Below are 24,898 nucleotides of genomic sequence, written 5' to 3'. Positions count from 1 at the left end.
CCGCGTGCCGGGCGTCGAGGCGGGCCGGGGACGCCCGGCAGGCCGCCCCGAGGCGCCGGGGCGGCCGGTGCTCAGTTCTCCTCGGGGGCCAGCCGCAGGGAGATCGAGTTGATGCAGTAGCGCTGGTCGGTCGGGGTCGGGTAGCCCTCGCCCGCGAAGACGTGCCCGAGGTGGGAACCGCAGCGGGCGCAGCGCACCTCGGTGCGGACCATCCCGTGGGAACGGTCCTCGATCAGCTCCACGGCGTCGGTGTCCTTCGGGTCGAAGAAGGACGGCCAGCCGCAGTGCGACTCGAACTTGGTGTCGGAGGTGAACAGTTCGGCGCCGCAGGCACGGCAGGAGTACACGCCCTTGGTCTTGGTGTCGGTGTACTCACCGGTGAAGGCCGGCTCGGTGGCGGCCTGGCGCAGCACGGCGTACTCGGCCGGGTTCAGCTCCGCGCGCCACTGCTCGTCCGGCTTCACGACGTCGTACGACATGTGCTTCAGCCCCTTTACTGCGAAAGACGGTCCAGGATCAGCGGGCCCAGGTCGGTCACATCTCCCGCGCCCATGGTGAGAACGAGATCACCGGGCTTCGCCATTCCCGCGATCACCGCCGGGATCTCCGTCTTGTCGTGCACGGCGGTCACGTCGGCGCCGGCCGCGCGTGCCGCCTCGATGATCAGCTCGCTGGTGACGCCGGGGATCGGGTCCTCGCGGGCCGGGTAGATGTCCAGGACCACCGAGGCGTCGGCGAGGGCGAGCGCCTGCCCCATCTCCTTGCCCAGCTCCTGGGTGCGGGAGAAGAGGTGCGGCTGGAAGACGACGAGGATGCGGGCGTCGCCGGCGGCGGCGCGCATGGCCTCCAGGTCGGCGGTCATCTCGGTCGGGTGGTGGGCGTAGGAGTCGATCACCTGGACGCCGGCCGCCTCGCCCTTGAGCTGGAGGCGCCGCTTGACGCCGGTGTAGGCGGCGAGCGCGGGCGCCAGCTCGGCGGCCGGGATGCCGAGGGCGGCACCGGCGGCGAGCGCGGCGACCGCGTTGAGGGCGTAGTGCCGGCCGGGCACGGAGACCTGGAAGGTCAGCTCCTGGCCGTCGAGCACCACGGTGACCTGGCTCTTCAGCCCCTGCGGGACGATCGAGAGCACGCGTACGCCGGCGTCCTCGGCCTCGCCGTAGGTCACCACCCGCACCCGGCCCGCGCGCACCCGGCGGGTCAGCTCCCGGGCGCCCTCGTGGTCGGCGGAGACGACCAGGGTGCCGCCCTCGGTGACGCGGTCCACGAACGTCTCGAAGGACTCGTAGATCTCGTCGATGGAGGCGTAGTTGGCGTGGTGGTCCAGTTCGACGTTGAGGACGATGGCGACCTCGGGCGCGTACTTGTGGAAGCTGCGGTCCGACTCGTCGGCCTCGGCGACGAAGATGTCGCCCTCGCCGTGCAGCGCGTTGGAGCCGGGTGCGTCCAGGTCTCCGCCGATGGCGTACGACGGCTTCAGCCCCAGCTCGGCCAGCGAGACGGCCAGCATGGAGGTGGTCGTGGTCTTGCCGTGCGTGCCCGCCACGGCGATCGGCCGCAGGCCCTCCATCAGCGCGGCCAGCGCGTCGGAGCGGTGCACCACCGGGATGCCCAGCTCGGCGGCGCGGGCCAGCTCCGGGTTGTCGCTGCGGATCGCCGACGACACCACCACACAGCTCGCGTCGTCCGCGAGGTGGGCGGCGGCGTGCCCGATGTGCACGGTGACGCCCAGTGCCCGCAGCGCCTCGGCGGTCGCCGACTCCTTGGCGTCGCTGCCGGCCACCTCCGCCCCGCGCTGCGCCAGGATCTTGGCGATGCCCGACATCCCGGCGCCGCCGATGCCGATGAAGTGCGGTCGGTCCATGGCGGTAGGAAGGCCGGGTGCCATGCGTTTCTCCCCAGAGACGGTACGAGCTGAAGCTCGCCTAGCCTATGCGCTGGGGCGGGGGCGGCCTCGCAAGGGGCGCGCGGGCCCGCCCGGGGGCGGAACCCTACGCCTTGCTGTGCGAGAAGAGCTTCAGCACGGGGACGCCGACCTTGTGCCGCGCCCGCGAGGCCCAGTCCCGGTGGAAGAACTCCTCCACGTAGTGCGGATCGGTCAGCACGATCACCTCGTCCGCGCCCACCTCGGCCACCAGCGCCTTCAGCGCCTCCAGCGGGTGGTCCTCCACCAGCCGCCCCTCCGCCCGGCTGCCCGCGCCGAGCAGCGCCTGGAGCGACACGTCGAGGGCCTGCCGCCCCACGCTGCGCGCCTCGTTCCCCTCGGGGGTCTCCCCTTCGCGCACCGCCTCGTCGAGTTCGCCGAGCGCGATGTCGTCGATGGCCCGCAGCAGCCGGTCCGCCTGGTCACCGCGCGGCTGGAGCAGCACGTAGAAGGAGACGGGCTCGTCCCCGTGCAGGGTGGTGACGAACTCCACGTCGGCAGACGTCAGAGCCTTCTCGATCATCAGAACGCTTGTGAACACCAGGCGCCTCCTCTCCTCGGAGGGCCCGGCAGGGCCCCGCGAAAACCATCCTTCCCCATGATCACACGGGTGGTGCGGGTCTGGGCATGCCCGCCGGGAGTGGAGCGGAACGGCGCATAGCGTCCGACAACGGCGGACAACGGCGGATTCAGCCGAGCGGCGGCTCAGCGCCGCCGGTAGCGGCTGAACAGGAACCCTTCCTCCTCCAGCAGGGACACGAGCGCGAACCGGTGTGGGACGGCGACCGACGGCCCCACGGCGATGCGCTGCGCGCTCCCCGCGGTGAGCATCGGCGAGATGGTCAGACACAGCTCGTCCAGCACCTCCGCGGCGATCAGCTGACCGAGCAGCCGGGGGCCGCCCTCGGTGAGCAGCCGGGTGTGTCCGAGGCCGGCGAGAACCCGCACCGCGCGCGCGGGCTCCACGCCCGTCCCCGCACCGGCGACCAGCACCCGGGCGCCGGCCTTCTCGGCGGCGGCTACCCGGTCGGGCGCGGCGGCGGCTCCGGTCAGGATGAGCGTCGGCACCACGGGCGAGGTGAACAGCGGCAGGGTGAAATCCAGGTCCAGGCTCGCGCTGACGACGGCGACGGCCGGCACCGGGGTCTGTCCGGCGGCCGCGCGGGCCCCGGCGAACTCGGCCCGCACCCGGGCGGGGCGGTACCCCTCCGTCCGTACCGTTTCCGCACCGACCACGACGACGTCCGCGAGCGCCCGCAAGGTGCCGAAGATCCGCATGTCGGCGGCGCCGGAGATGGGCTGCGAGCGGCCATCGTGCTGACCGGCGCCGTCGAGGGAGGAGACCATGTTGGCCCGCAGCCACGGCCGCGGGGCGCCGGCGCCGGGTTCCGGGTAGGCGTAGGCGGCGGCCAGCTCGGCGAGGCCCCACTCCCGGTCCACCAGGGCGTCGGCGGCCCCGGCACCACCCGTCCCGGAAGCCCCGGAATGCGCCCCGGACGTCCCGGCGGGGCCGTCCGCGCGGGCCGGGGCCGGCCCCTCCGTCTCCCGCCCGGCTGCCTCCGTGAGTGCCTGGGCTGCTGTTTCTTCGGTCACAGGGAAGAGGCGTCGCATTCGTGCAGTGTGACACGGCGCTTAGCATGGACAACCGTGTCGTCCTCCTCCACCGCCCCCGGTTCCGGCCCCGTGACCGACGCGGGTCCCCTCTCCCTGTGCGCCCGCGAGCCGCACGTCCCCGCGGACCGCCTGGTCGCCGAGATGGTGCCGCCGCCGCGCTTCGACTCGGTCCGCTTCGCGACGTACATCCCGGACCCGAACCAGCCCAGCCAGACGGAGGCCGTGCGGGTCCTGGAGGGCTTCGCCGCCGGGCTGGGCGCCGCGCCCGCGCCCTCCGGCGGCGGTCTGCGCGGCTTCCTCGGGTTCGGCAGGGCGAAGGCACCCAAGACCCCGGCGGGCCCGCGCGGGGTGTACCTGGACGGCGGGTACGGCGTCGGCAAGACCCATCTGCTCGCCTCCCTGTGGCACGCCGCCCCGGCCGAACCGGCCCGCAAGGCGTTCGGCACCTTCGTGGAGCTGACCAACCTGGTCGGCGCGCTCGGCTTCCAGCAGACGGTGCGGACCCTGTCCGGGCACAGCCTGCTCTGCATCGACGAGTTCGAGCTGGACGACCCCGGCGACACGGTCCTCGTGTCGACCCTGCTCGGCAAGCTGGTCGAGGCGGGCGTGGCGCTCGCCGCGACCTCCAACACGCTCCCCGGCAAGCTGGGCGAGGGCCGCTTCGCCGCCGCCGACTTCCTGCGCGAGATCCAGGGACTGTCGGCCCACTTCCGCGCCCTGCGCATCGACGGCGAGGACTACCGCCACCGCGGCCTGCCCGAGGCCCCGGCGCCCTTCTCCGACGAGGAGGTCAGGACGACGGCGTTCGCCACCGAGGGCGCCTCGCTGGACGACTTCCCGGGCCTGCTGGAGCACCTGGCCAAGGTGCACCCGAGCCGGTACGGCGCGCTGACCGACGGGGTGCGGGCGGTCTGCCTGACGGGTGTGCGGCCCGTGCCGGACCAGTCGACGGCGCTGCGGCTGGTGGTGCTCGCCGACCGGCTCTACGACCGCGAGGTCCCGGTGCTGGCCTCGGGGCTGCCGTTCGACCGGCTGTTCAGCGAGGAGATGCTGAACGGCGGCTACCGCAAGAAGTACTTCCGCGCGATATCCCGGCTCACCGCGCTGGCCCGGGACGCGAAGGGGCTCGTCGCCCCCTGACCGGCCCCGACGGGCCGTCAGCCACCTCGCGCGCCAGCGCGGGAGTCGCTCGCGCCGGCGCGCGTCAAGGGCGAATTCCGGCCATGCCACCGCACTTTTCACGCTCTCTTCGTTTCGTAACGCGCAGTTAACCCTGCAAAGGGCCGCGCCGCGCTAACGTATTTCTTGACCATTCGTTGACCATCGCTTGGTCTGGACTAGAGACATGAAGAGGGCGGGGGGAGGCTCATGTTGCGAGGTACGACGGTGCGCTGCCTGCTCACCCTCCTCAGCGTGACCCTGCTCGCCTTCCAGCTCTTCGTCCCCACGGGAACCTTCACACCCGCGCACACTTTCGGTCAGGCCCTGGCCAAGACCGAGACCGGAACACCCCTCTCCGCACAGTGGGCCCGCGAGGGAGCGGACACGATCCGCGTCCCCGGCCGGCCGGGTGCATCCCTGAGCCTCCCGCCCGTGCGTGACCGGCACCGCGGCCCGGCGACGGGCGAACCGCGGGAACACCCCCTGATATCCGGCCGGGAGGCGGAGGCCGACCCGTCGTACCCCGGGGGTGCCCCGCACCATCCCGCCTCCAGAGCCGCCGCGGCCCACGCACCGGCAGCGCTCCAGGTCTTCCGCTGCTGAGAGCCGCCGCTCCGCTCTCCCCCACAACCCGTTCAAGTCCGACGCGCCAGGCAGGCGCGCCAGGAGGAACCACAGACATGCAGCCCCTCATCGACCACGCCCGTACGTTCGGACAACGCCCTGAGGAGTTCGCCAAGCTCGCCGAAGGCCAGTCCCCCCAGGTGCTGTTCATCACCTGCTCCGATTCCCGGGTCGTCCCGGCCCTGATCACGGGCGCCCGCCCCGGCGAGCTGTTCGAGCTGCGCACCGCGGGCAACATCGTCCCGCCGTACGCCTCCGAGCATCCCACCAGCGAGGCCGCCACCATCGAGTACGCCGTGGAGGTGCTCGGCGTCCGGGACATCGTGGTCTGCGGCCACTCGCACTGCGGCGCCGTCGGCGCGCTGGTGCGCGGGGACGACCTGACCGCCGTACCGGCCGTGCGCGACTGGCTGGCGCACGCCACCCCGCGCCCGGACGGCGCGGCCGAGGACCCGGAGGTCGCCGAGGGCGTGCAGAGCCACGTCCTGACCCAGCTGCTGCGGCTGCGCTCCTACCCCTGCGTGGAGCGGAAGCTGACGGAGGGCCGGCTGGACCTGCACGCCTGGTACTACGAGGTGCACACCGGCACCGTACGGACGCACCGCCCGCGGACCGACACCTTCGAAGCCCTGTGAGCGCGCCGATGACCGACAACCGCTCCCTCATATCCCGATTCCCCCACCTGAGGCAGGACTTCGCGGCCTCGCTCGTCGTCTTCCTGGTCGCGCTGCCGCTGTGCGTGGGCGTGGCCGTCGCCTCCGGGGTGCCGGCCGAACTCGGCCTGGTCACCGGCATCGTGGGCGGTCTCGTCACCGGGCTGATGCGCGGCAGCAGCCTCCAGGTGTCGGGTCCGGCGGCCGGCATGACCGTGCTCGTCTTCGAGGCGGTCAAGGAGTTCGGCCTGCCGGCACTCGGTGTGATCGTGCTCGCCAGCGGGCTGCTCCAGGTGGCCATGGGCCTGCTGCGGCTCGGTCGCTACTTCCGGGCCATCTCCGTCTCCGTCGTCGAGGGCATGCTGGCCGGAATCGGTCTGGTCATCATCGCGGGGCAGCTCTACCCGGCGCTGGCCGCGAAGGCCCCCGACTCCGGGCTGGGCAAGATCGCCGGGCTGCCCGGCGCGTTCTGGGACGCCTTCGGCGACGGCGGCGCCCTGGCCTCGCTCGCGGTGGCCGCGGGCACGGTCGCGGTGCTGCTGCTGTGGCGGCACGCCCCGGCGAAGGTGCGTACGGTGCCCGGTCCGCTGGCCGCGGTCGGGCTCGCCACGCTGGCCGCGTTCGCGCTGGACCTGCCCGTGGCCATGGTGGAGGTGCGCGGCCTGCTGGACTCCGTCCAGCCGCCGCCGCTGAGCGCCTTCGCCGAACTGGCCGGTCCGGGGCTGCTGGGCACGGTCGTCGCCTTCACCCTGATCGCGTCCGCCGAGTCGCTGTTCAGCGCGGCGGCCGTGGACCGGCTGCACTCCGGTCCGCGCACCCAGTACAACCGGGAGCTGATCGCCCAGGGCGCCGGCAACACGGTGTGCGGGCTGCTCGGCGCCCTGCCGATGACCGCGGTGATCGTGCGCAGCGCGGCCAACGTGCAGGCCGGGGCCCGCACCAAGGCCTCCCGGGTGCTGCACGGCGTGTGGCTGCTGCTGTTCGCGGCGCTGCTGCCCGGCGTGCTCGCCCACATCCCGATCCCGGCCCTCGCGGGCATCCTGATCCACGCGGGCGCCAAGCTGATCCCGGTCCGGGCGCTGGCCGGGCTGTGGCGGGAGCACCGCGGGGAAGCGCTGGTCCTCGCCGTCACGGCCGTCTCCATCGTGGCGGTCAGCATGTTCGAGGGCGTGCTGATCGGTCTGGCACTGGCCGTGGTGAAGACCGCCTGGGAGGCCTCGCACATCAGGCTGGAGGTCGTGGACGGGGGTGCGGGCCCGGTGGAGGCGCGGCTGTCGGGCAACGCGACGTTCCTGCGGCTGCCGAAGATCCTGGACAGCCTGGAGTCGCTGCCGCAGGACCGTCCGGTCCGGCTGGACCTGTCCGGGCTGCACCACCTGGATCACGCCTGCCGTACGGCCCTGGAGAACTGGGCGGCGCGGCACAGCGCGGCGGGCATAGAGCCGGTGCGGCTGGTCAAGGCCGCCTGAGCACTCCCCGTGGGGCCGGGACGCCGGGATCTCTCGGCATCCCGGCCCCATGGGCCTATCGTGGCAACAGCAGACAAAACCGACCTCTGTACGAGGAGGTCACCATGGTCGACTTGCTTCTCGCGGCGGTGGCGGCGGCCGGCTCCGCAGCCGTGGTGTACCTGGCGGCGGCCGCTCGGGTGGTCAAGCAGTACGAACGCGGTGTGCTGTTCCGGCTCGGCCGGGTGACCGGGGAGGAACGGTCGCCGGGCCTGAATCTGGTCATCCCCTTCGTGGACCGGCTGCACAAGGTCAACATGCAGATCGTGACGCTGCCGATCCCGGCCCAGGAGGGCATCACCCGCGACAACGTCACCGTCCGGGTGGACGCGGTGGTCTACTTCCGGGTGGTCGACGCCGCGAGCGCCCTGCTGAAGGTCGAGGACTACAAGTTCGCGGTGTCGCAGATGGCGCAGACCTCCCTGCGGTCGATCATCGGCAAGAGCGACCTGGACGATCTGCTCTCCAACCGGGAGAAGCTCAACCAGGGCCTGGAGCTGATGATCGACAGCCCCGCGGTGGGCTGGGGCATCCAGGTCGACCGGGTGGAGATCAAGGACGTGTCCCTGCCGGACACGATGAAGCGGTCGATGGCCCGCCAGGCCGAGGCGGACCGCGAGCGCCGGGCCCGGATCATCAACGCCGACGCCGAACTCCAGGCCTCCCGGAAGCTCGCCGAGGCCGCCCAGCAGATGTCGGGCACACCGGCCGCGCTCCAGCTGCGGCTGCTCCAGACGGTGATGGCGGTGGCGGCCGAGAAGAACTCCACCCTGGTGCTGCCGATCCCCGTGGAGCTGCTGCACTTCCTGGAGCGGGGCGGGCAGTCACCGCCCGCGGAGCCGGACCGGGAGGCGTGGTCCGAGCCACGGCCCGAACCACGGCCCGAACCGCGGCCCGAGCCGCACACCGACGGCGGTCCGCATCCCGGTTAGCCGGCCGGGCACCCGTACGGCATCCCGCACCACCGCGGACGGAAGGAGCGCCTGTGCCGAAACACCCGGTCGGGAGGCGGAGCGAGACACTGCGGGAGCTGTTGCGGCTCCCGCCGGGCGAGCGGGTCGACCTGGCCGGGCACGACGCCCGGACCACCCCCGGCGCCCGGGACGGCAAGCAGGCGGCGCAGGCCGCCACGGCGCACACCGGCCGACGGCTGGCCAGGCTCCAGGAGCGGCTCTGGGCGGCGGGCACCGCGGGCGACCACCGCCGGGTGCTGCTCGTGCTCCAGGGCATGGACACCAGCGGCAAGGGCGGCACGGTCAAGCACGTGATCGGCCAGCTCAACCCGTCGGGCTGCCGGATCAGGGCGTTCAAGGCACCCACCGAGGAGGAGCGGCAACACGACTTCCTGTGGCGGGTGCGCGGCGCGCTGCCCGCGCCCGGCGAGATCGGCATCTTCGACCGCTCGCACTACGAGGACGTGCTGATCGCCCGGGTCCGGCACCTCGCCACGCCCGCCGAGGTGGGCAGCCGCTACGGGCTGATCAACGACTTCGAGCGGGAGCTGGCCGAGGAGGGGGTGACCCTCGTCAAGTGCTTCCTGCACATCTCCTACGAGGAGCAGAAGCGCCGGCTGCTGCGCCGGCTGGAGCGGCCCGACAAACACTGGAAGTTCGCCCCGTCCGACATCGACGAACGGGCCCTGTGGCCCGCCTACCAGGAGGCGTACGAGCTGGCCCTGGAGCGCTGCGCGGCGCCGTACGCGCCCTGGTACCTGGTCCCGGCGGACCACAAGTGGTACCGGAACTGGGCCATCAGCCGGCTGCTGCTGGAACACCTGCGGGAGCTGGACCCGCGCTACCCGGAGGCCGGTTTCGACGTCGCGGAGTGCCGGGAGCGGCTGCTGAAGCAGACGTGAGCGGCTCCGGCCGGGGAGGCCGGGACGGCCGGCGGGAAACGTGAGCGGCTCCGGCCGGGGTACCCGGCGGTCATGCGTGAGCAGCGGAAGGTCACCGAGTCGTACTGGCTGCGGACCGCCCCCGGGCCGGACCACCCCGTCCTGGACGCGGACCTCGACGTGGACGTGGCGGTCGTCGGCGCGGGCATCGCGGGACTGAGCACGGCCCACGAGCTGGCCCGGGCCGGGCGGCGGGTGGCGGTGCTGGAGGCCGGGCGGGCGGCGGCCGGGGTCACCGGCCACACCACCGCGAAGCTGACCGCCCAGCACACCCTGGTCTACGACCGACTGCGGCGCACCCGGGGCCCGGACGCCGCCCGGCTGTACGCGCGTTCCCAGTCGGAGGCGATCGAGCACGCGGCGGCGCTCGTGGCCGAGCTGGGCGTCGACTGCGAGTGGGAGACGAGGGACGCGTACACCTACGTCCGGGACCGCGACCGGGTGGCGGAGGTACGGGCCGAGGCGGAGGCCGCCCGGGAGGCGGGACTGCCGGCCTCGTTCACCACGGAGACCGGGCTGCCGTTCCCGGTGGCGGGCGCGGTCAGGGTGACGGGGCAGGCGCAGTTCCACCCGGTGAGGTACCTGCGGGCGGTCGCCGCCGACCTGCTCGCGCACGGCGGCCAGGTGTTCGAGCACACCCGGGTCACCGGTCTGACGGAGGGCGAGCCGTGCCGGCTGACGACCGAGGCGGGCGCCACGGTGACCGCCCGGGACGTGGTGATCGCCACCCACTACCCGGTGTTCGACCGGGCGCTGCTGTTCACCCGGCTGTCGCCGCGCCGGGAACTGGTGGTCGCCGGACCCCTGGGCGACGGCCCGGACCCGCACGGCATGTACATCACGCCCGAGGAGAACACCCGCTCGGTGCGCGCCGCGCCCCGCGGTCCGGACGGGCGGCGGCTGCTCGTCGTGACCGGCGAGCACTTCACGCCCGGCACCGGCGATCCGGAGGCCGGCTTCGCCCGGCTCGCCGCCTGGGCCGAGGCGCACTTCCCCGGGGTGACGCTGGATCACGCCTGGGCCACCCAGGACAACGAGTCCACCGACACCGTCCCGCTGATCGGCCCCTTCCACCCGGGCGCCCGGCACACCTATGTCGCCACCGGGTTCGGCGGCTGGGGGCTGAGCGGCGGGATCATGTCCGGGCTGCTGCTGACCTCGCTGATCACCGGCGGGGACCGCCCCTGGCGGGACCTGTACGACCCGCGCCGGCTGAAGCCGGTGGTGCGCGAGGCCGGGTCGCTGCTGAAGACCCAGGCGGAGGTGGCCCGGCACTTCGTCGGCGACCGGCTGAAGCCGCCGGGCTCGGTGGAGAACCTGGCGCCCGGTGACGGTGCGCTGGTGCGGTCCGGCGGTGAGCGGCTCGCCGTGCACCGCGACGAGGAGGGCGCCCTGCACGCGGTGTCCGCCCGCTGCACCCACCTCGGCTGTCTGGTCGCGTTCAACCGCGCCGAACGCGCCTGGGAGTGCCCCTGTCACGGCTCGCGCTTCGCCGTGGACGGCACCGTGCTCCAGGGCCCGGCGGTCAGGCCGCTGGAGCCCCGGGAGCTGGACTGAGGGGCGGGGGTCGTCCACCGGGAGGGTGACCGGATACCCCAAGTGACGGTACAACTAGTCTGATAATCGTATTTATCGACTTACGTTCGTATCGTGATCTCATCAGCACGTCGTGTCACCAACGCCTGCGCCGCCCTCTGTGTCCTGGGCGCGGCGCTCACCGCCTGCGGCACCCCGGGCGGTGAACGTCCCGGCCCGGCCGCCTCCCGTACCCCCGCCTCCCCCGCCTCCCGCTCCTCCCCCTCCGTTTCCCCCTCCTCGACCCATACGCCCGTGCTCGCGCCGGGCCCCGGCGGTCTCACCCCGGTCTTCGAACACGGCCCGCGCACCCGGGGGAAGACCGTCGCGTTCACCTTCGACGCCGACATGACCGCCGACCAGGGACCCCGCGCGGCCTCCGGCGAGCACTTCGACAACCCGGGCCTGATCCGCGCGCTGCGCGAACTGAAGGTGCCGGCCACCGTGTTCATGACCGGCAAGTGGGCCGACCAGTACCCGGCCGAGGCCCGCGAACTGGGCCACGACCCGCAGTTCGAGGTGGCCAACCACTCCTTCAGCCACTACGCCTTCACCGCCGACTGCTACGGCCTGCCCACCGTGGACGCCGACCGGATGCGGACGGACGTCGAGCGGGCGTACGCCTCACTGCGCGCGGCCGGCGTGCCGCACGCGATGCCGTACTTCCGTTTCCCCGGCGGCTGTTACGACCAGCGGGCGCTGCGGTCGCTCAGCGGGCTCGGGGTCACCGCGGTGCAGTGGGACGTGGTGAGCGGTGACGCGTTCGCCACGGACGCCGACGCGGTGGTCCGGCAAGTGCTCGACGGGGTGCGGCCGGGCTCGGTGGTCGTCCTGCACTGCACCCGCAGCGCCGCTCCGACGACCGAGCGGGTCGTGCGCACGGTGGTGCCGGAACTGCGCCGGAAGGGCTACCGGTTCGTGAAGGTCTCCGAGCTGATCGGCCAGACCGGCACCGGCCGCTGACCGCCGTAGGCTGGAGGCATGAGCGACGAGGACTACTGCACGATCACCGACGCGGTGAAGCCGGCCACGGCCGACGGCCCGCCGTACGCCGAGTGCGTGCTGTGCCGGGAGCCGACCGAGTACCCGGAGTCGTACAAGGGCGTCACGCTGTGCCCGGTGTGCGAGTGGCAGGAGGCCCAGCGCACCGCCTGCTCGGGGTGACCGGCGGCCGGTGAGCCGGGCCGCCGCAAATCCCCTCCGCGCGGACCGCGCGTTGATCGGCCCGGCCACGGCTTCGTAGGCTGGGCTCCCGTGAGCCAAGTTCCAGCGGATTCCGCCGACAGTCCCTTCCGGTCCGAGCACGACACGCGCGACGAGGCGCCGCAGTTCGTGCTGCCGCTCGTCGTACGCCTCGAACGCAGCGCCCCGCCCGCCCGGACCGACGCGCTGGAGACGGCCGCCCGGGCCGTGCTGCTCCTGCTCGGCGACGAGCGCGCGCACGGCGACGGGGAGTGGGCCGAGGCGGTGCGGAACTGGGAGGACGCGCGGATCCGCAAGGTCGTCCGGCGGGCCCGGGGCGCGGAGTGGCGGCGTGCCGAGGCGCTGCCCGGCATCACGGTGACCGGCAAGTCCGCCGAGGTCCGCGTCTTCCCGCCGGTCCCGCTGGACGGCTGGCCCAAGGACCTGGCGAAGCTCCAGGTGTCGGGCACCGAGCTGGACGACCCGGAGCCGCCCGCCGCCGCCGACCGGGCCCAGCCGGTGCTCTGGCTCAACCCGGAGCTGGAGATGTCGGCCGGCAAGGCGATGGCCCAGGCCGGTCACGGCGCCCAGCTGGCGTGGTGGGCCCTGTCCGACGCGGAGCGCACGGCGTGGCGGGAGGCGGGTTTCCCGCTGGCCGTCCGCACGGCCGGCCCGGCCGACTGGCCCCGGCTCACCGGCAGCGGTCTGCCGCTGGTCCGCGACGCCGGCTTCACGGAGATCGCGCCCGGTTCCTGCACGGTCGTCGCCGACCACCCCGCGCTGCGCTGACGGGGGCCGGGCGGGCCCAACCTCAAATGTTGCTCTGAACGCGGCGGGCGGGGATTCGCCCTCGTCCGGCGGGGCCATATCCCCGTCACCCGGCGCACGAGCACCGGCCGAGGAGGGGGAGGCGCCATGCGGCGACTGGGGACGGGGATCGGCTGGCGGCCGGAGATCGCGGACGCCGTGGAGCGGATGCCGGGCATCGACTGGGTGGAGGTCGTGGCGGAGAACGTCTGCCCCGGTCACCTCCCGCCGTCGCTGCTGCGGCTGCGCGAGCGGGGTGTGACGGTGGTCCCGCACGGCGTCTCCCTCGGCCTCGGCGGCGCCGACCGCCCCGACGAGGGGCGGCTCGTCGCGCTCGCCGAGCGGGCGGAGGCCCTCGGCTCCCCGCTGGTCACCGAGCACATCGCCTTCGTCCGGGCGGGCGGCCCGCGCACCGCCTCCCCGCGGCTGGAGGCCGGCCACCTGCTGCCCGTGCCGCGCACCCGGGACGCGCTGGACGTGCTGTGCGAGAACGTCCGCATCGCCCAGGAGGCACTGCCGGTACCGCTGGCCGTGGAGAACATCGCCGCGCTGTTCTCCTGGCCGGGCGAGGAACTGACCGAGGGGCAGTTCCTGTCGGAGCTGGTCGAGCGGACCGGCGTACGGCTGCTGATCGACGTGGCCAACCTGCACACCAACCACGTCAACCGGGGCGAGGACCCGGCCGAGGCGCTGGCCGGGCTGCCGCTGGAGGCGATCGCCTACGTCCATGTCGCGGGCGGCTTCGAACGCGACGGCGTCTGGCACGACAGCCACGCCCACCCGGTGCCGCGCCCGGTGCTCGACATCCTGACCGCCCTCGCCGCCCGGGTCGCGCCGCCGGGGGTGCTGCTGGAGCGGGACGAGAACTTCCCCGCACCGGCCGAGCTGGAGCGGGAGCTGGGCACGATCCGGAAGGCCGTGGCGGCCGGCCGGGCGCGCTCGGGGCGGGGCCCGGCGACGGCGGGTACGGCGTCGGGGGGCGCCGCGCGCACCGGGGCCGGGGGCGTCGGTGTGCTGGCGCGGCCGGTGGCCGAGGTGCGGGACCGGCTCGGGGTGGCCCAGGCCGCCGTGCTGTCGTCCCTGGTGGCGGGGACGCCGGTGCCGGAGGGGTTCGACCGGGCGCGGATGCGGGTGCAGGCGCGGGCGCTGGCGGCGAAGCGGGCGGGCGTGGTGGCGAAGGTGGCTCCCGAGCTGCCGGGGATCCTCGGGGCCGGGTACCGGGAGGCGTTCCTGGCGTACGCCCGGCAGCGGCCGATGAGCGGGGGGTACCGGCGGGACGCGCTGGACTTCGCCGGGCACCTGCTGAAGCTGGGGCGACCGGCGGACGCCGGGGCCCGGCGGGAGCTGCGGGAGTGGTGGCTGGACCGGGCGGGACCGGCCCCCCGGAAGCCGAGGCCGCGATGGACGGCCCGGCTGCGGGGAGCCCTGCGCCGCCACCCCTGAACGACCGCGGCCCACGGCGACCGCCCGAACCGACCGACCCGAACGGCCACCCCGAACCAGAGCCGGACCGTACGGGCACCCCGAACCAGAGCCGGACCGTACGGGCACCCCGAACCGAAGGCCGCCCCGGCACCGGCAAGCGCACCCGCACCCGCAGCTCCCGCCGGGCCCCCGCACCCGAAAGTCGCCGCCCCCGTACCCGCACCCGAAAGCCGTCCCCCGCGCCCCGGTTACCATGCCAACCCCGCACCCGCCGCCAGGCGCCCCCGGTGTGCGGGGCAGGAGGCAGCATGCGAGCGCGTCCCCCCGTTCCCGGCCGGGGCATCCTCGGTGGCACTTGGCTCATCGTCACCGCGCTCGCGGTGACGGCCGTCGCCCTGCTGGCGCCGCTCTGGTCGTACTCCGGCTCGTCGGACCCGGCGGACGCGACCCCGCTGAGCACGCGGACGGTGACGACGCCGTACGGACCGCTCTCGGCGCGGGACCGCGACTTCGTCACCAAGGTCCGGCTGGCCGGGCTGTGGGAGCTGCCGGCCGGTGAGCTGGCGCGGCGCAAGGGCACGACACCGGCCGTCCGCACGGCCGGGCGGCACCTCGTCGACGGCCACACCACCCTGGACGCCCATGTGCGGACCGTCGCCACCCGGCTCGGCGTGGGCCTGCCCAACGAGCCGAACGAGCAGCAGAAGCAGTGGCTCGCCACCCTGGAGACGGCCGAGGGGCAGGACTTCGACCGCCGGTTCGCCGGAATCCTGCGGCTCGCGCACGGCCGGGTGTTCTCCCTGGTCGCCGAGGTCCGGGCCGGTACCCAGAACTCCCTGGTCCGTGATCTCGCCGACGACGCGAACGCGACCGTCCTGGACCACATCAAGGTCCTGGAGGCGACGGGGTACGTCGACTTCGGCGCGCTGGCCAGGGACCTGGCGTCCACCCCGTCCGCCGCGCCGGCCCCGCCGGAGGTCGACCCGAGCGCCGCCGTACCGGTCACGCCGACGACGGGCGGGCCCTGACCGCGCCTGACCGGCCCGTGAAACGGAAGATCACATACCGGCCACACTGCGTTCAATTCCCGGAAAGGGCATGGCCTCCGCCCCGGCCCCTGACATAGAAACGCGTCATGTTCTGGGTCCTTCTCCTGCTCCTGGCCTGGGCTTTCGCCGGTACGGCCTGTGCCCGGCTGTGCCTGACGGCGGTTCGCTCGGCAGCCGAGGACGCCTCCGGCGTTCCGGCCGACGACGCGCGTGATCTGACGCTGTACGAGGCGGCCTTCCTCTCCGGGGGCCCCGCGCGGGTCGCCGACGTGACGCTCGTCTCGATGGCCCGCGAGCGGCGGCTGCTGCTCGCGCACACCGGCTGGGCGACGGTCGTGGACCCGCACGGCCGCGACGAGATGGAGCGGTCCGTCATAGGGGCCATCGGGCCCGAGGGGCAGTCGCGGATCGCGCCGGTGCGGGCGCGGGCGGCCGGCGCGCAGGCCGTGCGCCGGCTGTCCGACGGTCTGGTGCGCGCCGGGCTCGCGGTGCCCGAGGGCACGGGGACCACGGTGGGTTCCGCCGTCCGGCAGGTGCGGGCCGCGGTGCCGGTCGTGGTGGCGCTGGGCGTGACGGCCCTGCTGCTGCCCGTGCCGACCGGGACACCGCGGCTGCTGGTGGGCCTGTGGTTCGCCCTGCCCCTGACACTGACGCTGAGCTGCCTGGCCATCGCCCGGTTCGAGGCGCATCCGTACTCGCGCTGGGCCTCCCCGGCCGGGCAGCGGCTGCTGAGCGCGCTGACCGGGAGGCCGGCCGGGGACGAGCGGTCGTTCCTCACCTCCGTCGCCGTCCGCGGCGTCCGCGCCATCGGCGAGCCGCGACTGCGCGCGGCCTTCACCCACCGCGACCAGCCCTGGCGGGAGTGAGGGCGGCTCCGGGGGCGCATCGGGGGCACTGCCGCCGACACCCGCCGGGAGGTGCTTGCCTTCCCCGGCGGCCGAACGAAACATCCCTGGTGTGCCCGCCATGCCGTGGCAGCCCCGCCACCGCCGCCGCGCGCCGAAGGGATACGCGATGAGAGCTGCCGTCCTCCGTCCGGCCGCCGCGTCCTTGCTGCTGACCACCCTGGCCGCGGCCCCGGCGGATGGCGCGCCCGGCGCCCCGGACGCCCGCGCGGCCGAACTGCGCGGCACCGCGGTGGCCGCGGCCCGGGCCCGGGCGGACGGCATCGACTTCGGGCCGTGCGCCGCGGCCGACGTGCCGAGCGCGCCGGCCGGTGTGCGGTGCGGCACGGTGTCGGTCCCGCTGGACTACGCGCACCCCGGCGGCGAGCGGATCACCCTGACCGTCAGCCGGGCCCCGGCCACCGGGCGGGACCCGCGCAACAGCAAGCGGAAGGTCCCCCGGCAGGGTGCCCTGGTCTACAACCCGGGCGGCCCGGGCGCCTCCGGCATGTACTTCCCGCTGATCGGCGCGGTCCCGGACTGGCAGCGGATCGCCGCCGCCTACGACCTCGTCGGCTACGCCCCGCGCGGGGTGGGCCGCTCGGCGCCGCTGTCCTGCGAGGACCCCGCGCACTTCTTCAAGGGGCCCACCGACGCGCCGGAGCACCCGTCCGAGGCGTACAAGCGGCAGCGCGTCGCGCGGGCGAAGGCGTACGCGCGCGGCTGCGCCCAGCGCTCCGGGGCCCGGCTGCGGTACTACAACTCGCTCAACAACGCCCGGGACCTGGACGTCCTGCGGGCGGCGCTGGGCGAGAGCCGGCTGACCTTCCTGGGCGGGTCGTACGGCACCTACTTCGGCGCGCTGTACGCGACGATGTTCCCCTCGCACCTGCGGCGGATGGTGCTGGACTCGGCGGTGAACCCCGACCCGGGCCAGATCTGGTACCGCGGCAACCTGGTCCAGTCGGCGGCGTTCGAGGAGCGCTGGGCGGACTTCCGGGAGTGGATCGCCCGGCACGACGCCGTGTACCGGCTCGGTACGACGCCCGCGCGGGTGCGGCGCGGCTACGACATCGCGCGCGAGCGGCTGGCCGCCCGGGCCGCGGACGGCAAGGTCGGTCCCGGCCAGCTCCAGAACGTGTTCCTGGCGGCCGGATACGACGACGCCCTGTGGCCGAGCCGGGCCGCGGCCCTGTCGGCCTACCTGCGCGGCGATCCGAAGCCGCTGGTCCGGCTGGCCGTGCCGGACCCGGGGACGGCCGTCGCGGCGGAGAACGCCGGCGCGGTGTACACGGCCGTCGAGTGCAACGACGCGCCGTGGCCGACGGACTGGAAGGTGTGGGACCGCGACAACACGCGGCTCGCGCGGGTGGCGCCCTTCGAGACCTGGGACAACGCCTGGATGAACCTGCCGTGCGCCTACTGGCCGGCGCCCCGGCAGCGGCCGCTGGACGTGCGGACCGGGCCGGGTGAACTGCCGCCGGTGCTGATCCTGGCGGCCGAGCGGGACGCCGCGGCGCCGTACGAGGGCGCGCTGGAGATGAACCGGCGGCTGGCCGGCTCGGTGCTGGTGACGGAGCGGGACGCGGGTACGCACGGCGTCGCCGGCGGCGGCAACGCCTGCGTCGACGGGCACCTGAGCGCGTACCTGCTTGAAGGCCGGGTGCCGGCGCGGCACGCGTCCTGCGCGCCGCGCCCCGAACCGGTCGCCTCCGCCGGCCCGGTCGCCTCGGCCGGCGACCGGGGTCGGCGGGACGCCCTCATGGGGAAGGCCGGCCGGGGGTAGGCGGGCCCGCCGGGGTGCCCCGTCAGGCCAGGCCCGCCACCAGGTCCCCGATGTCCTTGCGGCGGCCCGTGAAGAAGGGGACCTCCTCGCGGACGTGCATACGGGCCTCGGAGGCGCGCAGGTGGCGCATGAGGTCGACGATGCGGTACAGCTCGTCGGCCTCGAAGGCCAGCAGCCACTCGTAGTCGCCGAGCGAGAACGAGGCGACCGTGTTGGCGCGGACGTCCGGGTAGCCGCGGGCCATCTTGCCGTGGTCGGCGAGCATGCGGCGGCGGTCCTCGTCGGGCAGCAGGTACCAGTCGTAGGAGCGCACGAACGGGTAGACGCTGACGTAGTCGCGGGGCGTCTCGTCGGCGAGGAAGGCCGGGATGTGCGAGCGGTTGAACTCGGCGGGGCGGTGCAGCGCCATGTTCGACCACACGGGAGTGAGCGCGCGGCCCAGCCTGGTGCGGCGGAAGAGGTTGTACGCGTCCTGGAGCTGGTCGCTGGTCTCGGCGTGCCACCAGATCATGAGGTCGGCGTCGGCGCGCAGGCCGGAGACGTCGTAGGTGCCGCGGACCGTCACGTCCTTGGCGGCGAGCTGGTCGAACAGCTCCTGGACCTCGTCGGCGTAACCGGTGCGGTCCTCCGGGAGCACGTCCTTCAGCCTGAACACCGACCACAGGGTGTAGCGGATGACCTCGTTGAGGTCCTTGGCCAGCTTGCCCTTGTTCGGGATCCTGCCGGTCTCAATGATGGGGGCGTCGTCACTCATGGCCCCTATTCTCCCGCTCCGCCGTGCAGGCTCTGCACCGGGTTGGCCGTCAGCTCCTCGACCCCGCCGAGGTCGCCGGCGAGCTGGTCGACGGCCGCGTACGCGCTCGCGACGCAGGCCGGGATGCCGACGCCGTCGTACTGCGCGCCGCACACCGCGAGCCCGGGGAGCCGGGCGACGTGCGCGCGGACGCGGGCCACGCGCGCGTGGTGTCCGACCGGGTACTGGGGCAGGCCGTCGGTCCAGCGGGTGACCCGGGTGCGCAGGGGCCGGGCGGTGAGGCCGGTGGCCTCCCGCAGGTCGTGCCGGGAGACCTCGACCAGGTCGGCGTCGTCCCAGCCGAGCACCTCCGTCTCGCCGTGGCGGCCCACCGAGGTGCGCAGCACGACGACGTCCGGGTCCTCCTCGGCGATCCAGCCCCACTTCCGGGAGGCGAAGGTCGACGCCTTGATGGTGCGGCCGTCCACGGGCGGGACCAGGAAGCCGCTGCCCTCGGGCAGCTCCGTGTCGGCGCGCCGGTAGGCGAGGGTGATCAGCGCCATGGAGGCGTACTCGACGGCGGCCAGCTCGGCGGCGGCGCCCGGGGACTCGTCGCGCAGCAGCGCGGCGGCGGCCGGGGCGGGTACGGCGACGATCACCGCGTCGGCGTGCAGCAGGCGTTCGCCGGCGGTGATCAGCCAGCCGCCGGCCGCGTCCCGGCGCAGGGCGCGCGCGGGCGTCCCGGTCAGGATCTCGCCGCCGCGGGCGCGGACCGACTCGGCGACCGCTAGCGGCAGCCGTCCGACGCCGCCGGCGATGCCCATGAAGACCGGCCCGGTCTGCCGTTGGGCGGCGGCCCCGGCCTGGATCTCCCGGACGCCCTCGGTGAGGGAGGTGTGGGCGCGGGCGGCCTGGAAGAGCTGCGGGACGGCCGAGCGCATCGAGATGCGGTAGGCGTCGCCCGCGTAGACCCCGCCGAGCAGGGGTTCGACCAGCCGGTCGACGACCTCGCGGCCGAGCCGGGCCGCCACGTACTCCCCCACCGCGACGTCGTCGCCGATCTCGGTGCGGGGCAGGTCGGCGTCGCGCTCGATGCGGGCGAGGCCCTCGGCGGTGAGGACGCCGCCGAGCGCGGCGGCGGTGCCCGGCACGCCCATGACATGGCCCTTGGGCATGGGGCGCAGGGCGCCCCGGGTCCAGATCGAGGCGGTGGCGGTGGCCGGCGGCTGGAGCTGCTCGGCGAGGCCCGCCTCGCGGGCGAGCTCCACCGCCTCGGGGCGGCGGGCCAGCATGGACTCGGCGCCCAGGTCGACGCGCACGCCGGCGATCTCGCCGGGCAGCAGCTTGCCGCCGACCCGGTCCCCGGCCTCCAGTACGGTCACGCGCGCGCCGCGCCCCAGCAGCCGGTGCGCGGCGGCCAGCCCCGCGATGCCGGCCCCGATGACGACGACGTGCCCGAGGCCCCTACCCGTTGTGCTCATGCACCCCACTCTCTCAGACCGCGACCACGGTCCCGCCGGGCCCCGGTGTCCGGGGCGAGACCGGCCCGTGACCGCTCCGGGACCGGTGGCGCCGAACGTTCCCGTCCGCGCCGCCGTCGAAGGAGCGTCATCGAGCACAGACCCCGGGGGGTACCCGCCCATGCGCCGCACACCACGCTCCGTCCGCAGACCACGCCCGGCACCGGGCTCCGTCCGCGCCCAGCGCTCCGCGCGCCCTCCGCGGGCCGTGGCCGCCGTTCTGCTCGCCGCCTGCCTCGCGCTCGCCGGGTGCGGCGGCGCCGACGACAAGGGCTACTCCGCGAAGTCCCGCCCGGACGCCGCCGCCGCGCGGGCCGGCGCCCCGGGCGGCGCGGCGGAGAAGGGGACGGCCCCGGGCGGGACGCCCCGGCTCGTGCCGGACGCGGTCATCCGCACCGCGGCCCTCACCGTCGAGGTCGACGACGTGCCCGGGGCGCTGGCGAAGGCCCGCACGCGCGCCGAGGAGGCGGGCGGTTACGTCGGCGAGGAGACGACGAGCCGGGACTCCGGCGGCCGGGAGCGCACCGAGGTCGTGCTGCGCGTGCCCACCGGGAAGTACGACGAGGTCCTCGCCGGGCTGGCGGGCACCGGCCGGCTGGTCCGCCGCACGGCCAAGGCGTCCGACGTCACCGACCAGGTCGTGGACGTGGACAGCCGGATCAGGTCGCAGCGGGCCGGCGTCGACCGGATCCGGGCGCTGATGGACAAGGCGGAGCGGCTGAGCGACGTCGTCGCGCTGGAGGGCGGGCTGAGCGACCGGCAGGCCGAGCTGGAGGCGCTGCTGGCCCGGCAGGCGTCCCTGAGGGACCGCACCGGTCTGGCCACCATCACGCTGACGCTGTCCGGGACCCCGGTACGGGCGGCGGACGACGGCCCCGGCTTCACGGACGCGCTGGCGGGTGGCTGGCACGTGTTCGTCGCCCTGCTGTGCTGGATCGTCCTGGCACTCGGTGCCGTCCTGCCGTTCGCGGCCCTCGCCGCGCTGGTGACGGTGGTGTGGCGGCGCGTCCTCCGCCCGCGGCTGCCGCGCCGTGCGGCGCCCGCGACGGCGGCGCCGGGCCCGCTGCCCGCGGCCCGTCCGGAACCGGACGCCGCGCGGGGGCCCGGGCGGGGCCGGGGCCCCGACGCCCCTTAGCGTGTCCCCATGAGCATCAGCGATGGGCGGGGCGGCAGGGAACGGCTGGTCGTGATCGGCGGCGACGCCGCGGGCATGTCCGCGGCGTCGCAGGCCCGGCGGCTGAGGGGGCCCGGGGAGCTGGAGATCGTGGTCTTCGAGCGCGGCCACTTCACCTCTTTCTCCGCGTGCGGCATCCCGTACTGGGTGGGCGGGGAGGTCCCGGACCGGGACCGGCTGATCGCCCGTACGGCCGAGGAGCACCGCGGGCGGGACATCGACCTGCGGATGCGCACGGAGGTCACGGAGATCGACCCGGCCGGGCGGCGGGTACGCGCGCGCGACGTCGACTCCGGCGCCGAGTCGTGGACGCCGTACGACAAGCTCGTCATCGCCACCGGCGCCCGGCCGGTCCGCCCGGATCTGCCCGGCGTGGACGCCCGCGGGGTGCACGGGGTGCAGACCCTCGACGACGGGCAGGCGCTGCTGGACACGCTGGCCCGCACGCGTGGCCGCAGGGCCGTGGTGGTGGGCGCCGGCTACATCGGCGTCGAGATGGCCGAGGCGCTGATCAACCGGGGCTTCGAGGTGACGGTCGTCAACCGGGGCAAGGAGCCCATGTCGACGCTCGACCCGGACATGGGCCGGCTGGTGCACCGGGCCATGGAGGGCCTGGGCATCACGATGGTGAACGACGCCGAGGTCACCGAGGTCCTCACCGGCGGGGACGGCCGGGTCCGGGCGGTGGCCACGGCGGACGCCGAGTACCCCGCGGACCTGGTGGTCCTCGGGATCGGCGTCCGCCCGGAGACCGGGCTCGCCCGGGCGGCCGGCCTGCCGCTCGGCGCCCGGGGCGGCCTGCTCACCGATCTCGCGATGCGGGTGCGCGGGCACGAGGACATCTGGGCGGGCGGCGACTGCGTGGAGGTGCTGAACCTGGTCTCCGGGCAGGAGCAGTACATCCCGCTGGGCACCCACGCCAACAAGCACGGCCAGGTCATCGGCACCAACGCGGGCGGCGGCTACGCCACCTTCCCCGGGGTCGTCGGCACGGCGGTGAGCAAGGTCTGCGACCTGGAGATCGGTCGCACCGGCCTGCGGGAGAAGGACGCCCGCCGGGTCGGGCTCCGCTTCGAGACGGTCACCGTCGAGTCGACCAGCCGGGCCGGCTACTACCCCGGTGCCGCCCCCATGACGGTCAAGATGCTCGCCGAGACCCGCACGGGCCGGCTGCTGGGCGTCCAGATCGTCGGCCGGGAGGGCGCGGCGAAACGGGTCGACGTCGCGGCGGTGGCACTGACCGCGCAGATGACGGTGGAGCAGATGACGGCCCTGGACCTGGGCTACGCCCCGCCGTTCTCCCCGGTGTGGGACCCGGTGCTGGTGGCGGCGAGGAAGGCGACGGCGAAGGTCCGGGACGTCTGAGGGCCTCCCGCGCCGACGGGCGCCCGCACCCGGCCGGCCGCGCGCACCGGTTCACCCGCCCGATCGGGGGCAGTACTCCTGTGTGGTCATCCCCGTCCATGACGTGAACCCGGTGCGCGGTACGCCCTGGGTGACGTACGCGCTCATCGCCGCCAACGTGCTGGTGTTCCTCACCATGCCCGGCACAGCCGGTTCCGTGGCCGGCGGCGACCTGGCACGGCTGTGCCACCTCCAGGCGTTCATGGACCACTACGCGGCGGTGCCGCGGGAGCTGATCCACGGCTCGCTGCCCCGGCTGGTGCCGACCGGGGAGATCGGCATCGGCCCGCACGGCCCGGGCTGCGTCGTGCGGCCGCCGTCCTACGACAAGTCGCCGCCGCTGTCGGTGTTCACCGCGATGTTCCTGCACGGCGGCTGGCTGCACCTGCTGGGCAACATGCTCTTCCTGCTGATCTTCGGCAACAACGTCGAGGACCGGATGGGCCACATCCGCTACCTGCTCTTCTACGTCGTCTGCGGCTACGCGGCCGGCTACGGCTTCGCGCTGTTCAACGCCGACTCCGCCGACCCGCTGATCGGCGCGTCCGGCGCGATCGCCGGGGTCCTCGGCGCCTATCTGGTGCTGTATCCGAAGGCCAGGGTGTGGGTGCTGGTGCCGTTCCTGGTCTTCCTACCGCTGCGCCTGCCCGCCTGGCTGGTGCTGGGCTTCTGGTTCGGGCTCCAGGCGGTGTACTCGTCCGGGCACGGGGTGTCCGGCACCGGCACGGTGGCGTACACGGCGCACGTGGTGGGCTTCGTGGCGGGCATGCTGCTCGCCTGGCCGCTCAAGCCGGGCACGCCCGACCCGCCGGAGCCGCCCGGCCTGCTGTTCGGCAGGCGCGCGCGGCCCCACTACTCCTGGTGAGCCGGCCGGTGCGTCAGCGCGCGGTGGCGGTGTGCACGTACTCCACGAGCCGGGTCAGCGCGTCGGGGTCGGTGCTGGGCATGACGCCGTGGCCGAGGTTGAAGACGTGGCCCTCCAGACCGGCGGCGGCGTCGAGCACCTCGCGGGCCTTGGCCGCCACGGTGTCCTTGTCGGTGAAGAGCACGGTCGGGTCCAGGTTGCCCTGGAGCGCCTTGCCGGGGCCGACGCGGCGGGCGGCCTCGTCGAGCGGGACGCGCCAGTCGACGCCGACGACGTCCGCGCCGGCCTCGCCCATCAGGCCCAGCAGCTCGCCGGTGCCGACGCCGAAGTGGATGCGCGGGACGCCGTACCCGGCGACCGCGTCGAAGACCTTCGCCGAGGCGGGCATGACCGACGTCCGGTAGTCCGCCGGGGCCAGGGCGCCGGCCCAGGAGTCGAAGAGCTGCACGGCGCTCGCGCCGGCCTCGATCTGCACCTTCAGGAAGGCGGCGGTGATGTCGGCGAGGCGGTCCAGCAGGTCGGCCCAGAGCTCGGGGTCGCCGTACATCATCGCCTTGGCGTTCTCGTACGTGCGCGAGGGGCCGCCCTCGACCAGGTAGCTCGCCAGGGTGAAGGGCGCGCCCGCGAAGCCGATCAGCGGGGTGCCGCCCAGCTCGCGGGTGAGCAGGCCGATGGCCTCGGTGACGTACGGCACGTCCTCGGGGGTGAGGTCGCGCAGCCGGGCCAGGTCGGCGCGGGTGCGCACGGGCTGCTCGACGACCGGGCCGACGCCGGGCTTGATGTCCAGGTCGAGGCCGATGGCCTTGAGCGGGACCACGATGTCGCTGAAGAAGATCGCCGCGTCCACGTCGTGCCGGCGCACCGGCTGGAGGGTGATCTCGGTGATCAGCTCGGGCCGCGTGCAGGACTCCAGCATCGGGATGCCCTCGCGCACCTTGCGGTACTCGGGCAGCGAGCGGCCGGCCTGGCGCATGAACCACACGGGGGTGTGCGGCACGGGTTCGCGCCTGCACGCCTTGAGGAAGGCGCTGTCGTACGTCGCGGGCTGCTGCGTGCTGTCGTTCGCGGTCACGGGGCAAGTCTCGCACGACATCGGTGACCGGCGGCGCGGGGTGTCTT

The 24,898-nt window shown here is 74.4% G+C and carries 24 protein-coding genes; 17 read left to right on the top strand and 7 right to left on the bottom strand.

Annotation, left to right across the window (positions count from 1 at the left end):
• Positions 1–71: 71 nt before the first annotated feature.
• From msrB to IF37_RS0114400, 4 genes are all read right to left on the bottom strand, one after another.
• On the bottom strand, positions 72–479 hold the full coding sequence (gene msrB, locus IF37_RS0114415) for a peptide-methionine (R)-S-oxide reductase MsrB (RefSeq protein ID WP_030741775.1): 408 nt from the start codon (positions 477–479) through the stop codon (positions 72–74).
• 14 nt (positions 480–493) lie between these two features.
• Entirely contained in the window at positions 494–1,885 is a 1,392-nt protein-coding gene (gene murC, locus IF37_RS0114410; RefSeq protein ID WP_030741773.1) for a UDP-N-acetylmuramate--L-alanine ligase, read from the bottom strand.
• Between the two features lie 103 nt (positions 1,886–1,988).
• Positions 1,989–2,462: a hypothetical protein gene (locus IF37_RS0114405; RefSeq protein WP_030741771.1), complete on the bottom strand. Its 474-nt coding sequence runs from the start codon at positions 2,460–2,462 to the stop codon at positions 1,989–1,991.
• 164 nt (positions 2,463–2,626) lie between these two features.
• A complete protein-coding gene (locus IF37_RS0114400; RefSeq protein ID WP_079165732.1) occupies positions 2,627–3,532 on the bottom strand; it encodes a pyrimidine reductase family protein in 906 nt (301 codons plus the stop codon).
• Between the two features lie 36 nt (positions 3,533–3,568).
• Here IF37_RS0114400 and zapE point away from each other — a divergent pair, with 36 nt between their 5' ends.
• The 14 genes from zapE (at position 3,569) to IF37_RS0114330 (ending at position 18,083) form a co-directional block, all read left to right on the top strand.
• Positions 3,569–4,675: a cell division protein ZapE gene (gene zapE, locus IF37_RS0114395; RefSeq protein ID WP_030741767.1), complete on the top strand. Its 1,107-nt coding sequence runs from the start codon at positions 3,569–3,571 to the stop codon at positions 4,673–4,675.
• Positions 4,676–4,903: 228 nt separating this feature from the next.
• Positions 4,904–5,299: a hypothetical protein gene (locus IF37_RS0114390; RefSeq protein ID WP_030741765.1), complete on the top strand. Its 396-nt coding sequence runs from the start codon at positions 4,904–4,906 to the stop codon at positions 5,297–5,299.
• A gap of 77 nt (positions 5,300–5,376) precedes the next feature.
• Complete coding sequence (locus IF37_RS0114385; protein ID WP_030741762.1) at positions 5,377–5,955, top strand: carbonic anhydrase; 579 nt, start codon at positions 5,377–5,379, stop codon at positions 5,953–5,955.
• A gap of 8 nt (positions 5,956–5,963) precedes the next feature.
• Positions 5,964–7,442, top strand: a complete 1,479-nt coding sequence (locus tag IF37_RS0114380; RefSeq protein WP_030741759.1) for a SulP family inorganic anion transporter — start codon at positions 5,964–5,966, stop codon at positions 7,440–7,442.
• Positions 7,443–7,546: 104 nt separating this feature from the next.
• Entirely contained in the window at positions 7,547–8,413 is an 867-nt protein-coding gene (locus IF37_RS0114375; RefSeq protein WP_030741757.1) for a slipin family protein, read from the top strand.
• 53 nt (positions 8,414–8,466) lie between these two features.
• Positions 8,467–9,336: a phosphate--nucleotide phosphotransferase gene (locus tag IF37_RS0114370; protein ID WP_030741754.1), complete on the top strand. Its 870-nt coding sequence runs from the start codon at positions 8,467–8,469 to the stop codon at positions 9,334–9,336.
• Between the two features lie 72 nt (positions 9,337–9,408).
• Positions 9,409–10,932 carry an FAD-dependent oxidoreductase gene (locus tag IF37_RS0114365; protein ID WP_030741752.1) on the top strand — a complete coding sequence of 508 codons (1,524 nt, stop codon included), beginning with the start codon at positions 9,409–9,411 and terminating at the stop codon, positions 10,930–10,932.
• Between the two features lie 90 nt (positions 10,933–11,022).
• A complete protein-coding gene (locus tag IF37_RS0114360; protein WP_173456813.1) occupies positions 11,023–11,913 on the top strand; it encodes a polysaccharide deacetylase family protein in 891 nt (296 codons plus the stop codon).
• Between the two features lie 18 nt (positions 11,914–11,931).
• Positions 11,932–12,114, top strand: a complete 183-nt coding sequence (locus IF37_RS0114355; protein ID WP_030741746.1) for a hypothetical protein — start codon at positions 11,932–11,934, stop codon at positions 12,112–12,114.
• A 90-nt stretch (positions 12,115–12,204) separates the two neighbouring features.
• On the top strand, positions 12,205–12,921 hold the full coding sequence (locus IF37_RS0114350; protein WP_030741743.1) for a peptidyl-tRNA hydrolase: 717 nt from the start codon (positions 12,205–12,207) through the stop codon (positions 12,919–12,921).
• Positions 12,922–13,047: 126 nt separating this feature from the next.
• Positions 13,048–14,382, top strand: coding sequence for a DUF692 domain-containing protein (locus IF37_RS0114345; protein ID WP_030741740.1), 1,335 nt, complete (start codon positions 13,048–13,050; stop codon positions 14,380–14,382).
• A 290-nt stretch (positions 14,383–14,672) separates the two neighbouring features.
• Positions 14,673–15,392 (top strand): DUF4142 domain-containing protein, encoded by a 720-nt coding sequence (locus IF37_RS0114340; protein WP_030741738.1) that lies wholly within the window; start codon positions 14,673–14,675, stop codon positions 15,390–15,392.
• A 107-nt stretch (positions 15,393–15,499) separates the two neighbouring features.
• Positions 15,500–16,279, top strand: coding sequence for a TIGR04222 domain-containing membrane protein (locus IF37_RS0114335; RefSeq protein WP_030741734.1), 780 nt, complete (start codon positions 15,500–15,502; stop codon positions 16,277–16,279).
• 148 nt (positions 16,280–16,427) lie between these two features.
• Complete coding sequence (locus IF37_RS0114330; RefSeq protein WP_030741731.1) at positions 16,428–18,083, top strand: alpha/beta hydrolase; 1,656 nt, start codon at positions 16,428–16,430, stop codon at positions 18,081–18,083.
• Positions 18,084–18,105: 22 nt separating this feature from the next.
• On the opposite strand, the gene hemQ is transcribed toward IF37_RS0114330, so the two are convergent.
• Positions 18,106–18,837 carry a hydrogen peroxide-dependent heme synthase gene (gene hemQ, locus IF37_RS0114325; protein ID WP_030741728.1) on the bottom strand — a complete coding sequence of 244 codons (732 nt, stop codon included), beginning with the start codon at positions 18,835–18,837 and terminating at the stop codon, positions 18,106–18,108.
• Positions 18,838–18,842: 5 nt separating this feature from the next.
• Positions 18,843–20,297 carry a protoporphyrinogen oxidase gene (gene hemG, locus IF37_RS0114320; protein WP_030741725.1) on the bottom strand — a complete coding sequence of 485 codons (1,455 nt, stop codon included), beginning with the start codon at positions 20,295–20,297 and terminating at the stop codon, positions 18,843–18,845.
• A 160-nt stretch (positions 20,298–20,457) separates the two neighbouring features.
• On the opposite strand from hemG, the gene IF37_RS0114315 reads away from it, so the two are divergent.
• The 3 genes from IF37_RS0114315 to IF37_RS0114305 all read left to right on the top strand — a co-directional run bounded on the left by IF37_RS0114315 (position 20,458) and on the right by IF37_RS0114305 (position 23,779).
• On the top strand, positions 20,458–21,471 hold the full coding sequence (locus IF37_RS0114315; RefSeq protein ID WP_037856501.1) for a DUF4349 domain-containing protein: 1,014 nt from the start codon (positions 20,458–20,460) through the stop codon (positions 21,469–21,471).
• 9 nt (positions 21,472–21,480) lie between these two features.
• Positions 21,481–22,875, top strand: coding sequence for an FAD-dependent oxidoreductase (locus tag IF37_RS0114310; protein ID WP_030741720.1), 1,395 nt, complete (start codon positions 21,481–21,483; stop codon positions 22,873–22,875).
• Between the two features lie 82 nt (positions 22,876–22,957).
• Positions 22,958–23,779, top strand: a complete 822-nt coding sequence (locus IF37_RS0114305; RefSeq protein WP_030741718.1) for a rhomboid family intramembrane serine protease — start codon at positions 22,958–22,960, stop codon at positions 23,777–23,779.
• 13 nt (positions 23,780–23,792) lie between these two features.
• Here the strand turns inward: IF37_RS0114305 and hemE are convergent, their stop codons facing one another.
• Complete coding sequence (gene hemE / locus IF37_RS0114300) at positions 23,793–24,872, bottom strand: uroporphyrinogen decarboxylase (protein WP_052845185.1); 1,080 nt, start codon at positions 24,870–24,872, stop codon at positions 23,793–23,795.
• Positions 24,873–24,898: the final 26 nt, after the last annotated feature.

The organism is Streptomyces sp. NRRL S-31, from assembly GCF_000718775.1.
Taxonomy (GTDB): Bacteria; Actinomycetota; Actinomycetes; order Streptomycetales; family Streptomycetaceae; genus Streptomyces.
The sequence above is the reverse complement of the archived record's forward strand: the minus strand, read 5'-3'. Positions and strand labels throughout refer to the sequence as shown.